Source organism: Dokdonella fugitiva, assembly GCF_004342425.1.
Taxonomy (GTDB): domain Bacteria; phylum Pseudomonadota; class Gammaproteobacteria; order Xanthomonadales; family Rhodanobacteraceae; genus Dokdonella_A; species Dokdonella_A fugitiva.
In genome coordinates this window covers 136,115-149,661 of sequence record NZ_SLWQ01000003.1, presented here as the reverse complement: position 1 = coordinate 149,661, position 13,547 = coordinate 136,115, and the positions used below count along the sequence as shown (strand labels likewise).

The following is a 13,547-nucleotide window of genomic DNA, read 5'->3' as shown; positions in this document are numbered from 1 at the left end:
AATGGGACTTTGCGCGGCGGGTCCGCTGTCAGGGGATGTGAGGATGATTGGTCGACCGACGTCATGGATCGCCGGCCTGTTCGCCGGCGCGGTGTTCGCTGCGAGCAGCGCCGCGCACGCCGGGTTCGCCTGGGAGCAGGACTGGCTCTCGTCGGCGCCGATGACGTTCGGCTGGCCACGCAGCCAGCCCGACCAGAAGGTCGCTTTCGGTGCGGACGGCGGCGTGCTCGTCGAGGGACAGTCGCCGATGTACGCGCGCTTCGACGCTGCCGGCGCGCTGCGCTGGTCGGTCGATTCCCCCCTCCTCTACTCCACCCCGGAAATGACCGCAACCGCCGATGGTGGCGCGTACATGCTGGCGACCGGCAGTGCCGAATCGCAGTTGTTGCGGATCGATCCGAGCGGATCGAAGACCTGGTCGCGTTCGATTTCGGCGCTGCATTTCGTCGAGGTCGGCAACACGCGCATCGCCGCGGTGGACGCCGCCTTCCTGACCGTGATGGACGCCGCCACCGGCGACGTCGTCTGGCAGCGGCCCATCATCGCAGGCGTCGTGAACGGAGCCGGAGCCGGCATCAGCGTGGCAGCGGACGCCGCCGGCAGCCTGTACGTGACGGCGGGTTCGGCGACGGGGTTGCGCACGATCAAGTTCGACGCCGCCGGCACCGAGCAATGGAACGTCAGCGGCGCCGCATCCGGCGAGGGAGGCATCGTCGGCGTCGGTGCGACGATGCTGTTCGAACGCTTCGGCGATCTGTTGCGCGCACGTCGGGTCGGCGATGGCGGTGTCGCGTGGACGCAGGACATCTACGCGTCCGACATCGTGTTGGCCAGCGACGACGGCACGCGCGAGCCGATCGTCGCCAGCGTCGCGAACATCCGGCGCTTCGCCGCGGACACGGGGCAGGCGCGCTGGACGACTGCGTTGCCCAATCCCGGTTATCCGGCGAGCGTCATCGGCGGCAAGCTCGTCCTGTCGAGCAATGCCCAGCTCGTCGCCGTCGACGCGGCGAGCGGTGCCACCTCATGGTCGATCTCGCGGCCGTCGACCGACGCCTACGGCAACGACCTGGCACTCGACGACATGGGCGGGCTCCAGGGCGGCGTGTTCTTCATCGTCGGCCATCCCTACGGGCACTACCAGCGCGCGCCGCTGTTCCTGCAGCGGATTCGTCTCGACAATGGCGCGTCGGCCGCGACGCCACCGACGCCGACGGTGCCGCAACGCACGCTCGTTGCCAGCATCGCGCCGGATGCCGGACACGCGATCACCGCGTCGGCGTCGCAGCACGCGTCGACGGTGGATATCCAGCTTCGCAAACTCGACGCGACGACGGGCGCGGTGACCTGGCAGATGTCGGACCCCGTCACCGAGTTCGGTGCCGATGGGCCGTTGTATCCGACCTGGCTCGCGCTCGCCGAACACGCCGGCAAGGTCGCGACGACGTCGTCGCTGCAGCAGCAGGGTTGCATCCGGTCGCCATCCGGCGCTCGCGTCTCCCTGCACGACGCGGCGAACGGCGCGCGCCTCTGGAGTGCGCTGCTGACCGACCCTGGGCGCGTCTGCACGACCGTCTACGAGCCGCAACTCGACGACAGCGGCAACGTGTTCGTCTCGACCAGCGAAGGCGCTTCCTGCGGCAACGGCAATGTCTGTTACGAGGCCGCGATCTACAAGCTCGCATCGGGCGACGGCCAGGTGGCGTGGCGCGAGGGCCTGGAAGACGGCAGTCGGACGACGCGCGAGTTCGTGCTCGCCACCGACCACGTGGTTTCGACGTTGCCGTCCGGCGGCAGTGTGACGTTCGAGGGCCTGTCCAGCGCCAGCGGCGCAGTCGCATGGTCGTCGTCGCTGTATGCCGGCTACGGCATCGACCGCCACGTGTTGAAGGTCGACGACACGCACGTCGTCGTGTTCGGCGAGACCGCTTCCGGCACCTCGTGGGCGAAGCTCGATGCCGCCACCGGCGCCGTCGTGTGGGACCGCAGCGTCGCGCATGCGCGCTGCAAGGATCTCTGCTTCGAGAACGGCCCGATCGTCCTGCCGGGCGGCGACGTGCTGATCCACGGCGCGCTCGGCTCGCGCGCACTGCTGCGGCGCTTCCACAACGACGGCAGCGGCACCGTCGACGAATGGCTGATCGGTACCGACGTCCCGCCGCAACGCACGTCGATCCTGCGCGCCGAATTGGAAGCGGGCGGAAACCTCGTGTTGCAGCTCTGGCGTCACCCGCGCGCGACGGTACTGCCTTCGTTCAAGTCGTTCGCGCATTTCGACCTGCAGACAGGCGTGCTGTCCGACGAGCAGTTCTTCGCCGCCTACGACGAAGACCCGTACGGCGAACTCACCGACCAGGACCTGCTGCGCCAGGTCGACGCCGACCGTTTCCTCGTGCAGACCTACAGGACGCACGCGCCGCAAACGGCGACGACGGGGATCGCCCTGCTCGATCTCGCGACCACCGCGCACGGCGACCTGGCGATCGAAGCGCACCTCGATCGCGCGAGCGCCGCCGTCGGGGACAGCGTGGGTTTCCACCTGCGCGCGACGTACACCGGTGACGCCGCGGTGCAGGGTGCGACCGTGTTCGCGCACATGCCGTGGCCGAGCGGCGTGACGGCACCCGCATGCACGACCAGCGCCGCCGGCAACTGCGTCGTCGACGTCGACTCGGGCGACGTGCGCGCGACGTTCGACGTCTCGCCCGGCGGGTCGATCGAGATCAGCGGCAGCGTGGGCGTGCTCGGGTATCCGGCGCGTCCGCTGCTATCGGCGTACGTGCATGGCTCGACCGCGCTCGGCGAATCGGACCTGCGCAACAATTTCGCCACCGCGGAAACGAGCCTGTTCGTCGACGGCTTCGACGCGCGCTAGCGCCGCCTGTCGCACCCGCGTCCGCCCGGCCGGAGCCTGCGACCCACGCGTTCCCGCGTGCATCGGGAGCACATGACTTCCGGCAGGTTGCGCCGGCCGCGTCGATCTACTACAACTGTAGTACTACGACTGTAGAGAGTGGACGCCGATGGCGCGGACGAAGGACGTCAGCCTCAGCGAGTTGCAGATCGCGCTCATGCGCGTGCTGTGGCGGCTCGGCGAGGCGAGCACCGCCGACGTCGCCGCAGAGCTCGGCGACGCGCGCGGGCTCAAGCACACGACCGTCGCGACCCTGCTCACGCGACTCGAGAAGCGCGGCGTCGTCGCGCAGCGGCGCGACGGCCGCCAGCTGCTCTATCGCGCGCTCGTCGACGAAGCCGATGTGCGCCGCTCGATGGTCGACGACCTGCTCGGCGCGTTGTTCGGCGGGGACGCCCGCCAGCTCGTCGCGCACCTCGTGCAGGAATCGGAGATCGCGCCCGGCGATCTCGCCAAGGTGCGGCGCCGGCTCGCCCGCGGAGGTCGCGATGAAGATTGATCCGCTCGTCGCCTGGCTGCTCACGTTCGCGCTGCACGCGGGCGCGATGCTGTCGATCGCATGGCTGCTCGATCGCACCGTCCTGCGCCGGCTGCCGGCGTGGCGCGAACTGCTCTGGCGCGTCGCGCTGTTCGGCGGCGCGCTCAGCGCGAGCGCGCAGCTCGCATTGTCGTCGCCGTTCGCGGCACGCTTCGCGTTCGAGCAGGGCGATGCCGCGGCCGCCGTGCAGGTCGCCGCGACGCGCATCGATGCTGCGCCCGTGCCGGTCGATGCGACAGAGGCGACCGACGCGTCCGTCGATGCACGGCGTACGTCCGCGTCGCACGATGCAGCCGCGCTCGCACGCGACGGCGCACGCACCGACGCGCCGGTCGTCGACCGCGCGGCCCGCGCGTCGTTCGCGCGCGTCTGGCCGGGCTGGCCACGCGTGCTCGTCGCGGCGTGGCTTGCCGGCGCCTTGCTCCTGCTCGGACGCCTCGGCCTCGCCTGGCTCGGCCTCGCGCGCGCGCTGCGCGACGCGACGCCGCTCGAGGACGCGGCGCTTGCCCGCGACGCCGACGCGCTCGCGCGCGCCGCGCACATCGAAACGCCACGCCTTGCCGCGCTCGCCGCGCTGGCGAGTCCGATCGCCGCGCACGGCCGCCGCATCGCCTTGCCGTGCTGGGCGCTCGAACTGCTCGACCGCGCGCAACTGCGCGCGATGCTCGCGCACGAAACCGCGCACCTCGCGCGGCGCGATCCCGCGTGGAAGCTCGCGACCGCGGCGTGGTGCGCGCTGCTCTGGTTCCTGCCGCTCGCGCTGCTCGCACGGCGGCGCCTCGACGAGATCGCCGAGCTGTCGTGCGATGCGTGGGCCGCGCGCCATCTCGGCGACGGCCGCCCGCTCGCCGAATGCCTCGCCGAATGCGCGAGCCGCCACGTCGGGGGCGACGACCTCGCCCTCGCGCCGGCGATGGCGCAGCGCGAGTCGCCGCTCCTGCAACGCATCGAACACCTGATCGAAGGCCACCCGATGAACACGACTCCTTCGCGCCTGCGTGCGTTCGCGGCGAGCGCCGCGCTGATCCTCGCCGCCGCATTGCTGCCCGGTTTCACCGCGGTCGCGCAGACCTCGCCGCCGGCTCCTCCGGCCCCACCCGCGCCGCCCGCGCCCCCGGCGCCGCCAGCGCCGCCGAAGGACGGCGCCTCGCGCATCCACATCTCGAGCGACGGCGGCGTGCTCGGCCAGTCCACCTACGTGGAGGTCGGCGACGGCGACCGCGAGTACCGCGCGCGCATCAAGGGCAAGATCGCGTTCAACGATCGCGACGACGACGTCGCCAGCCTCACCGACGGCGGCAGCGCGACGTTCGAGGAGTCGGCTCCCGGCCTCGACCGACGCATCGAGTACCGCAGCAACGGCGGCAAGCTCGTGCAGCGCTACTTCGTCAACGAGCAGGAGCAGCCGATCGATGCCGCGGGCCGCGCCTGGGTCGCCGGCGCGATCGCCGGCCTCGTACGCGAGAGCGCGCTCGGCGCCGAGGCGCGCGTGAAGCGGATCCACGCGGGCGGCGGCGCCGACGCCGTGCTCGACGAGATCGCGCGCATCCGCTCCGGCTACGCGCGCGGCGTCTACATCAAGCTGCTCGCCGGAATCGGCCATCTCTCCGGCGCGCAGGTCACGCGTGCGATCGGCCTCGTCGACGGCATCGATTCCGACTACGAGAAGCGCAACGCGCTCGGTGCGCTGGGTTCGGCGCGACCGTTCGACGCCGAGCAGCAGAAGCTCGTGGTCGCGCAGGCGCGCAAGATCGGATCCGACTTCGAGCGCGCCGAGCTCCTGACCGGACTGTTGCCGTCGCTCGCGCCGGACCCGTCGCTGCGCGCGGCGTGGCTCGCCGCCGCGAACGGCATCGGCTCGGATTTCGAGCACCGGCGCACGCTGACCGCGCTGCTCGCCGCGCACGAACTCGACGACGCGACGCTCGCGTCGGTGATCGACGCGTCGACGACGATCGGTTCCGACTTCGAGCGGCGCAGCCTGCTCGTCGACGCGGTCGGCCGCGTGCGCGACGCCGAACGCATCGCCGCCGACTACGCGGCCGCGAGCGCGGGCATCGGCTCGGACTTCGAGCGGCGCGAGGCGCTGCTCGCGCTGATCCGCGCGCCGAAATTCGGCGTGGCCGGCGCGCGCGCGGTGCTCGATGCGGCCGGTTCGATCGGCTCGGACTTCGAATGCCGCACCGTGCTCGTCGCACTCGCGCACGCGATGCCGAACGATCCCGCGCTCGTCGCGCGCTATCGCGATGTCGCACGCCACCTCGGCACGTTCGACCGCGGCGAGGCCGAACGCGCGCTCGACCGCTTCGCCGGCTGAACCCGCGGCAACCGCGGCGGTGCGCGCGCGTACCGCCGACGAACGCGACGCCCGCGCCGGCACGCGCGGGCGCATCGTCGTCGTGCGATGCAACCTTCCGGCGCGCCGCCGGTACCCACGCATGAATGTCCGCCACCCGCACGGAGTCCATCATGCGCATGCGCACCGCGTTTCCCATCCTCTGCCTTCTGTTCGCCGGTCTGGCGCAGGCAGAGAATCACACCGTCACCGTCAGCAGCAACCGCTTCAGCCCGGCCCAGTTGACCATCAACGTCGGCGACACCGTCACCTTCACGAATGCGGGCGGCTTCCACAACGCCTCGGCCGACGACGGTTCGTTCCGCTGCGCACAGGGCTGTGACGGCGTCGGCAACGGCAACGGCAATCCGAGCAACAACACGTGGAGCGCGACGGTGTCGTTCGACGCGCCGGGCGTGCATCCGTACCGCTGCGAAGTGCACGGCGACATGGGCATGACCGGCACGATCACCGTCGAAGGCGCGGCGCCGCCCGCGTTCACGATGAACCAGCACGGCATCGCCGGTTCCTGGGCCAATGCCGCGACCGAGTCGCAGGGCGTCGTCATGGACGTCTTCCCCGACTTCTACGCCGCCGGCACCGGCCTGCTCTTCGGCGGCTGGTTCACCTTCGACACCACTGCCGCCGGCGGCCTGCGCTGGTACACCGTCCAGGGCCAGGTCGGCAATGACGACTCCGCCACCATGGCCGTCTACCAGACCCTCGGCGGCAGCTTCGATTCCGCCCAGGCCACCACCACCCACCCGGTCGGCGAAGTCACCTTCCACTTCGACGACTGCGACCACGCCAGCCTCGACTACAGCTTCACCGACGGCTCCGGCCGCCACGGCACGATCCCGCTCACCCGCCTGCTCGGCAACCTCGCCTGCACGCCCACCGGCAGCACGCCCGGCAACCCCGGCAACTACCTGCTCGGCGGCACCTGGTACGACCCGGCCAGCAGCGGCCAGGGCCTCGTCTTCGACGTCAACGCCACCCAGGGCGTCCTGTTCGCCGCCTGGTACACCTACCTGCCGAACGCCGCCGCCGATGCGGGGGCGCCCGCGCAGAGCTGGTACACCCTCCAGGCCGCGGTCAGCCCCGGCTTCACCCACGTCGAGGACGTCGGCATCTACGAGTCCACCGGCGGCCTGTTCGACCAGCACGCCGACACCACCACGACGCGCGTCGGCACGGCCAGCCTCGTCTTCAACAGCTGCACGTCGTTGACGATGGACTACACCTTTACCGCCGGCCCGCATGCCGGCCTCTCCGGCACGCTCGACCTCGCGCGCCTCGCCCCGGTCCCGGCCGGCTGCACGCTCTGACGGCCACGCCGGCGCGCGCTCACCCGCGCGCCGGCGGTTTCGCGATCACCGCAGCACGACCCTGCGCGAGCACGACGCCGTCGTGCTCGACGCGGAACGCATACTGCCAGCTGCCGCCGTCACCGAGCAGGCACTCGGCCCGCACGTCGAGCACACCGGCGAGATCGTCGATGCGCTCGACCGAAAGATCGACCCCGCGCAACGACACGAGATAACCCGGCGCAGCCGCCGCACCCCGCGCGCTCGCGACCAGGCCGCCGTGCACGGCCATCGCCTGGGCGCCGTACTCGCACAGGTGCAGCGCACGCAGGCGACCATCGCTGCGCAGCGGATGGCCGGCACCGCGATGCGTCGACGTGCGCATGTGGATCGAGGCCGCATCCCAGGCGACGATCTCCTCGAGCAGGCACATCGTGCCCGCGTGCGGGATGAGCCGGCGCCAGCCGGACGCGGAAGGGTCGGAAACCTGCATGGCCTGCCTCGATCGGGGTCGCGATTATGCCTGCCCGGCACCGCCGCGATCCGCGCTAACCTAGTGCGATGGCAACACCGTTGATTCGCTTCGGCGCTTTCCGGCTCGATCCGCAGGCACGCGAGCTGTTCGAGAACGGCGAACGCGTCGACCTTCCGCTCAGCACGATCGACTGCCTCATCCACCTGGTCCGGCACCGCGACCGGCCGGTCGGCCGTGACGAGCTCGCCGCCGCGGTCTGGGGCCGGGTCGACGTCAGCGAGGTTTCACTCAGCCATGCGATCGTGCGCCTGCGCCGCCGGCTCGGCGACGACGGCAACGCGCAGCGCGTGATCCGCACCGTGCCGCGGCTCGGCTATCGCTGGGTCATGCCCGGCACGGTCGAGGAAGCGGCGGCCCCAGCAGCTCCCGCGCCGGCGCCACCACCGGCGCTGGCCGTCGCGCCGCCTGCCGCGCCCGTGCCCGCGCGTGCGTCGCAGGGGGTCGTCGCAGTGGTGGTCGGCGTCGTGCTCGCCGTCGCCCTCGCCGCGATCGTCTGGCGCACGCGCGAGCAGGCCGCGGCGCCTTCGCCGGCGTTGCCGGCCACCGCCGACAGCGCGCTGGTCCTGCCCGTGCAGGTCGATGCCGATGCCGAATGGGCATGGCTGCGCCTCGGCCTCATGGACCTCGTCGCGACGCAACTGCGGCGGGGCGGGCTCGCGACGACGCCGAGCGAAACCGTGGTCGCGCAGGTGCAGGCGCGCGGCGACGGCGGCGTCGACCTGCCCGCAGCCTGGCGCATCTCGCCGCGCATCGCACGCGAGCACGGGCAATGGCACCTGCGCCTCGAGGCGCGCGGCGAGGCGCGCGAGCTCGCGATCGACGCACGCGCGGCCGACCCGCTGCGCGCGGCGCGCGACGCCGCCGCCGAGCTGCTGATCAAACTCGGCCATGCCCCGCCGCCCGATGACCGCGGCGACGATGCGCTCGCCGTGGCGAGCTTGCGCCAGCGCGCCAACGCCGCCCTGCTCGCCAACCAGTTCGACGTCGCGCGCCGACTCGTCGAGCAGGCACCGGCAGGCCTGCAGGCGAGCCCCGAGATCGCATTGATCCGCGCCAAGCTCGCGTTCTATTCCGGCGCCTATGACGAAAGCGTGCAGCAGGCCGCGGCGCTGTTGGCGCAGCTTCCGGCGCAGGCGGACGCCGGCCTGCGCGCGCGTGTCGCGAACACGCTCGCCTCGGCGCAGTTCCGCCTCGCGCGCCTCGACGACGCCGAGCGCACCTATGCCGACGCGATCCGCATCGCGCGCGACGCGCACGCGCCCGACGTGCTCGCGCATGCCTACCTCGGCCGTGGCGGCGTGGCGAGCCAGCGTGCGCGGCTGGAGGAGGCAGCGGCGGATTTCGGCCGCGCGCGCACCCTGTTCGAGGCCGGCAACGATCCGCTCGGCGTCGCCGCGATCGACCTCAACCTCGCGATCAACGCGATGCAGCGCGGCCAGCCCGCGACGGCACTGCCGCTGCTCGAGCGCGTGCGCACGCGCCTGCGCGCGCTCGCCGCCGTGGACGCGCTCGCGGCGACCGAGGTGACCCTGGTCGAGGCGCAGCTCGCGTTGCTCGACCACGACGGCGCGCTGGCGACGAGCGCGGCGTTCGTCGCGGCCGGCAACGAGGACGGCAATCCACGCCGGCGCTGGCAGTTCACCTTCGCGCGCGCGGCGGCACTCGCCGGCAGCGGGCGCCTCGACGAGGCGGACGTCCTGCTCGCGCGCCTGCGCGACGCGAGCGATCCGGGTGCCGACGCGATCGCGCGCGCGCTGGCCGAATCGCTGTCCGGCGAGATCGCGCTCGCGCGCGGCGAGCCGGCGCGCGCGGCCGAGTACGCCGCCGGCGCGCTCACGCCCGTGCTCGACGCGTTCAACCACGAGCAGTACGTGCAGGCGTGGTGCGTGCGCATCCGCGCGCTGCAGCGCGCCGGCGCGGTCGCCGACGCCGCGGCGGAACTCGAACGGCTGCGCGCGCGCGTGCTCTCGCCCGGCGACGGCGTCGCCGCCGACCCGGGCGCCGAGGTACTGCTCGCGCTCGCCGGGGCGGAACAGGCCGAGGCCGAGCGGCGGCCGGAACTCGCACTGCGGCGCTATGCCGATGCGATGGCGCGGGCGACCGCACGCGCGGTGCCGGAGGAACTCGTGCGCGTCGGCGCGCCGTACGTGCGCGCGCTGGTCGCCGCCGGCCGCGCGGACGAGGCCGCATCGGTGCACGGGCGCATCGCGGCCTGGGCCGATCGCGACCTGCGCGCGGCATGGAGCGCCGCGCTCGTCTACCACGCGCTCGGCCGGCCGGCCGCCGCGGACGGCGCGCTCGCGCGGGCTCGCGCGCTCGCCGGCGAACGCAGCGTCGCCGCGCTCGAGACGGCCCTGCGCTGAGGCCGCATCACGCGCGTTACACGACCGATACATGGTTTTTACATGCCGCCGGCGCCGCGTTCGTGGATGGTCGGGACGGCACCACCTGCCGTCTCCCGTTTCCGAGGTCCCGATGATGCTGCGTCCACTCCGTCCCGTTTCGCGTCTCCGTTCCGCGCCTGCGGTGCTCGCCCTCGCGGCGAGCATGCCTGCGCTCGCCGGCACGCCGGCTCCGCTGTACCACCTCGTGACGCTCGACGCGCCCGGCGGCAGCGCGGTCATCGCGCGCGACATCAACGACGCCGGCCAGGTGGTCGGCCGCTACCTCGATGCCGACTTCAATGCGCGCGCCGCGCTGTGGGACGCCGACGGCACCCTGCACGACCTCGCGCTGCCGGGCCCCGGCGACGGCGCCGCCGCCGCGATCAACAACGCGGGCCAGGTTATCGGCACCTTCAACGACTACGAGAATCCGCAGGCCGGCCTGCTCTGGGACCCCGCCGCGTCGCCGCAGCCGACCGTCATCACTGCCGGCCCGGGCGCGTTCGTCGAGGCGATCGACATCGGCGACGGCGGCGAGGTCGTCGGCGGCTTCGGCCAGCCGGCGCAGGAGCGCGCGTTCGTCTGGACCCCGGCGGGCGGCCTCGTCGACTACGGCGTGCAGGACGAGAACGTCGAATTCCAGCAGGCGCGCTGGACCGCGGTGAACGCAGGCGGCACGCTCGTCGGCCACTGGAACCAGCATTCGTCGAACGTGCATGCGATCACGGGCGAGGTCGGCCTCGCGAGCGTGTCCGCGATGAGCGGCATGACCGAGGAATTCCCGAGCATCGCCACGGCGATCAACGACGCCGGCGTCGCGGTCGGACTCGGCCTCGCGGTCGAGGCGCCCGAACTCGTGCCGGTCGTGTTCGCCGCCGATGGCAGCTTCAGCGAGATCCCCGGTGCGACGCTCGACCAGGACAATGGCTGCGCCGCCGCGATCAACGCGTCCGGCGTCATCGTCGGCAGCGCCGGCATCGGCAGCGCGAGCGGCTGCGTGCCGGGCCTCAAGGCCTGGGTGCAGCGCGACGGCACCGTGTACGACCTCTACGACGTCGTCGACGCCCACGGCCCGTTCGCGCGCTTCCAGATCGCGCGCGCGATCAACGCCAGCGGCGTCATCGTCGGCATGGGCGTCACCGCGGACGACGAGGTGCTGAGTTTCAGGCTCGTGCCGATCGGCGGCGACGCGATCTTCGCCGACGGCTTCGACGGCTGAGTCAGCGGCGCGCGCGCGCCATCAGGATCGACAGGCAGAAGTGGAAGCCGACGCCGAGCGCGACGGTGAGGCCGATCGCGCGCAGCACCGGCAGTGACGACAGCGCCTGCAGCCCGAACACGAGCAACGCGGACGCGACGCAGACGAGCGTCGCGTGCAGGGTGCGGCGCGCCTCGGCGGGATCGGCCACCGGACGTTCGAAGAACAGCGCGTAGTGCAGGCCGAGGCCGGCCGCGAGCGTGACCGCGACGAGGTGGAACAGCGACAGCGAGAGCCCGCTCGCGCGCTCGACCACGACCACGAGCACGGTCGCGAGCGTCATCGGCGCGAGCACGTGCCAGGCGCGCCGTATGCTGCGCAACGCGACCACCACGGTCAGCGCGAGCAGGCCGAGCGCGAGGCCGAGCGCGCGCAGGATGCGTTCGCGGTAGGCGACGACGAGCGACTCCGATGCGGCCTTGAGGTCGAGCAGGCGCACCGCGCCGTGCGTCGACGCGGCGAACGCATCGAGCGCGGCCGCGTCGTGCACGCCCGACAGCGTCGCGAGGCCGAGCCAGCCATCCTCGCGCGCGACCAGCATCGCGGCGAGGCGCGCGCCGAGCGGCGACGAGGCGAACGTGGCCGGCGTCAGCGGTTCGAGCGTGCGCGCGGCCTCGACGTCGTCGACGAACGGCGCGAACAGGCCGGCGCGGAACGGCAGCTCCGCGCCCGCCGCCGCGAGCGCCTGCTCGAGCGCCGCGCGATCGGGCAGCTTCGCCTGCCGCGCGCGCTGCGTCGCGAGGCTCGGCAGGTAGCGGCTCGGCAATTCGGCCGCGTCGAGCACGTGCGCCTGCACGAGCGCGTCGAGGCGAGGCTCGATCGATTCGGACAATGCGAGCACGCCATCGGCGTCGGCCGCATGCAGCACGAGCAGGTAACGCACGTCCGGCGCACCGAGTTCGCCGCGCAGCTTCGCATCGCGCAGCAGCAGGTCCTGCGGCACCGGCGTCAGCGCGGCGAGATCGTTCTCCCATGTCGGCCCGGGCGCGCGCCAGAGCACGACGAGGCCGAGTGCGGCGAGCAGCCACGGCAGCCAGCGCGGCCGCGGCAGCGCGTCGAGCGCGCGCACCGCGCCTGCGAGCCAGGCATGCGTGGCGACGTCGTGGAAACGCGACGGCAGCACGCGCGGCAACAGGTAGCGCGTGCTGAAACCGGCCGCGAGCAGGCCGGCGATCGTGAATACCGCGAGCTGCTGCAGGCCGGTCACGCCGGAGGCGAGGAATGCGAGGTAGGCGATCGCCGCGGAGACGATCGCAGTCGCGAGCAGCGGCCACAGCGCGCGCACGCTCGCCAGCGCATCCTCGCCCGCGCGGCGATGGCTGAGCACGCGGATCGGGTATTCCTGCGCGACCCCGAGCAGGGTGAAGCCGAACGCGAGCGTGATGCCGTGTGCGCTGCCGGACAGCAGCGCGAGCGCGGCGATGCCCGCAAGGCCGCCGCTGAGCACGGGCAAGCCGGCGAGCAGCAGCGCCGGCAGGCTGCGATAGGCGAGCACGAGCAGCAGCACGAAGCCGAGCGTGCTGACCAAGCCGATGCGATCGGCCTCGCCACGCGTGCGCTCGTTGATGAGCACGGTGAACCAGCCCGGGCCGCTGATCGTGAGCTTCGCCGCGCCCACATCGGGCAATGCGCGGAACGCCGCCTGCAGCGCATCGATCGCCGCGCCCTGCACCGCCGGGTCGAAGCCGGCGCCGCGCGTCTGCGCGAGCAGCAGCGCGGCACCGTCGGACGAGAACCAGACGCCGTCGCGCACGATCGGCGCCTTCGGCGGCGACCAGCGCTGCGCGAGCGCGAGCACTTCGAGCGTCGGGTCACGCGGCAGCAAGGGTTTGAGCAACGTAGCCGCTGGCGAAGCGAGGTCCTCGACGCGCTGGCCGAGCTGGTCGGCGAGGTACTCCGCATCGAGCGCGTGCGTATCGAGCGTCGGCGACAGCAGCCAGCGGTACGGCAACAGCTTTTCATCGAGCGCGGACGGGTCGAAGGCGCCGTTGATCGCCTGCTCGAAACGGGCGTCCGCGCGCAGCGCCGCGGCGAGGCCACGGCTGAGTTCGGCGAGCCGCGCCTCGGGTGCGCCATCGATCGACAGCAGCAGCAGGCGCGAACCGGGGCCTTCGCCGATCTGCTCCATGAGCAGCTTCTGGTCCGGCGTCTGCGGCGGCGGCATGAAGCTGCGCAGGTCGGTGCCGATGCGCAGCGTGTGCCACGCGAACGCGGCGAGCGCCGCGAGCGCGAGCAGCCAGACGGCGAGCAGCGCGACGCGCGAGCGCATCAGCAGG

Annotated in this window: 8 protein-coding genes; 6 read left to right on the top strand and 2 right to left on the bottom strand. The window is 72.6% G+C overall.

The window, feature by feature from the left end; genetic code table 11:
- Positions 1 to 43: 43 nt before the first annotated feature.
- From EV148_RS07510 to EV148_RS07495, 4 genes are all read left to right on the top strand, one after another.
- Positions 44 to 2,875, top strand: a complete 2,832-nt coding sequence (locus EV148_RS07510) for an outer membrane protein assembly factor BamB family protein (RefSeq protein WP_158287367.1) — start codon at positions 44 to 46, stop codon at positions 2,873 to 2,875.
- Between the two features lie 148 nt (positions 2,876 to 3,023).
- The gene (locus EV148_RS07505; RefSeq protein WP_131995928.1) at positions 3,024 to 3,413 is read left to right on the top strand and encodes a BlaI/MecI/CopY family transcriptional regulator; all 390 of its coding nucleotides are present in this window, start codon (positions 3,024 to 3,026) and stop codon (positions 3,411 to 3,413) included.
- Positions 3,403 to 5,769, top strand: coding sequence for a M56 family metallopeptidase (locus EV148_RS07500; RefSeq protein WP_131995925.1), 2,367 nt, complete (start codon positions 3,403 to 3,405; stop codon positions 5,767 to 5,769). Before EV148_RS07505 ends, EV148_RS07500 begins: the two co-directional genes overlap by 11 nt.
- A 152-nt stretch (positions 5,770 to 5,921) precedes the next feature.
- On the top strand, positions 5,922 to 7,115 hold the full coding sequence (locus tag EV148_RS07495; protein WP_158287366.1) for a cupredoxin domain-containing protein: 1,194 nt from the start codon (positions 5,922 to 5,924) through the stop codon (positions 7,113 to 7,115).
- 19 nt (positions 7,116 to 7,134) lie between these two features.
- Here the strand turns inward: EV148_RS07495 and EV148_RS07490 are convergent, their stop codons facing one another.
- The gene (locus EV148_RS07490) at positions 7,135 to 7,587 is read right to left on the bottom strand and encodes a hotdog family protein (RefSeq protein ID WP_131995920.1); all 453 of its coding nucleotides are present in this window, start codon (positions 7,585 to 7,587) and stop codon (positions 7,135 to 7,137) included.
- Between the two features lie 80 nt (positions 7,588 to 7,667).
- Between EV148_RS07490 and EV148_RS18660 the strand changes: the two genes are divergently transcribed.
- Positions 7,668 to 9,992 carry a winged helix-turn-helix domain-containing protein gene (locus EV148_RS18660; protein WP_199222737.1) on the top strand — a complete coding sequence of 775 codons (2,325 nt, stop codon included), beginning with the start codon at positions 7,668 to 7,670 and terminating at the stop codon, positions 9,990 to 9,992.
- Positions 9,993 to 10,176: 184 nt separating this feature from the next.
- Positions 10,177 to 11,232: a hypothetical protein gene (locus EV148_RS07480; protein ID WP_131995917.1), complete on the top strand. Its 1,056-nt coding sequence runs from the start codon at positions 10,177 to 10,179 to the stop codon at positions 11,230 to 11,232.
- Position 11,233: 1 nt separating this feature from the next.
- Here EV148_RS07480 and EV148_RS07475 read toward each other — a convergent pair whose 3' ends face one another.
- Positions 11,234 to 13,540, bottom strand: coding sequence for an MMPL family transporter (locus EV148_RS07475; protein ID WP_131995914.1), 2,307 nt, complete (start codon positions 13,538 to 13,540; stop codon positions 11,234 to 11,236).
- Between the last annotated feature and the right edge of the window lie 7 nt (positions 13,541 to 13,547).

What these genes read in the sequence shown, in the direction of transcription:
- EV148_RS07475 (WP_131995914.1), bottom strand. Translation starts at nt 13,540, where the DNA reads ATGCGCTCGCGCGTCGCGCTGCTCGCCGTCTGGCTGCTCGCGCTCGCG.
- EV148_RS07480 (WP_131995917.1), top strand. Translation starts at nt 10,177, where the DNA reads ATGCCTGCGCTCGCCGGCACGCCGGCTCCGCTGTACCACCTCGTGACG.
- EV148_RS07490 (WP_131995920.1), bottom strand. Translation starts at nt 7,587, where the DNA reads ATGCAGGTTTCCGACCCTTCCGCGTCCGGCTGGCGCCGGCTCATCCCG.
- EV148_RS07495 (WP_158287366.1), top strand. Translation starts at nt 5,922, where the DNA reads ATGCGCATGCGCACCGCGTTTCCCATCCTCTGCCTTCTGTTCGCCGGT.
- EV148_RS07505 (WP_131995928.1), top strand. Translation starts at nt 3,024, where the DNA reads ATGGCGCGGACGAAGGACGTCAGCCTCAGCGAGTTGCAGATCGCGCTC.
- EV148_RS07500 (WP_131995925.1), top strand. Translation starts at nt 3,403, where the DNA reads ATGAAGATTGATCCGCTCGTCGCCTGGCTGCTCACGTTCGCGCTGCAC.
- EV148_RS07510 (WP_158287367.1), top strand. Translation starts at nt 44, where the DNA reads ATGATTGGTCGACCGACGTCATGGATCGCCGGCCTGTTCGCCGGCGCG.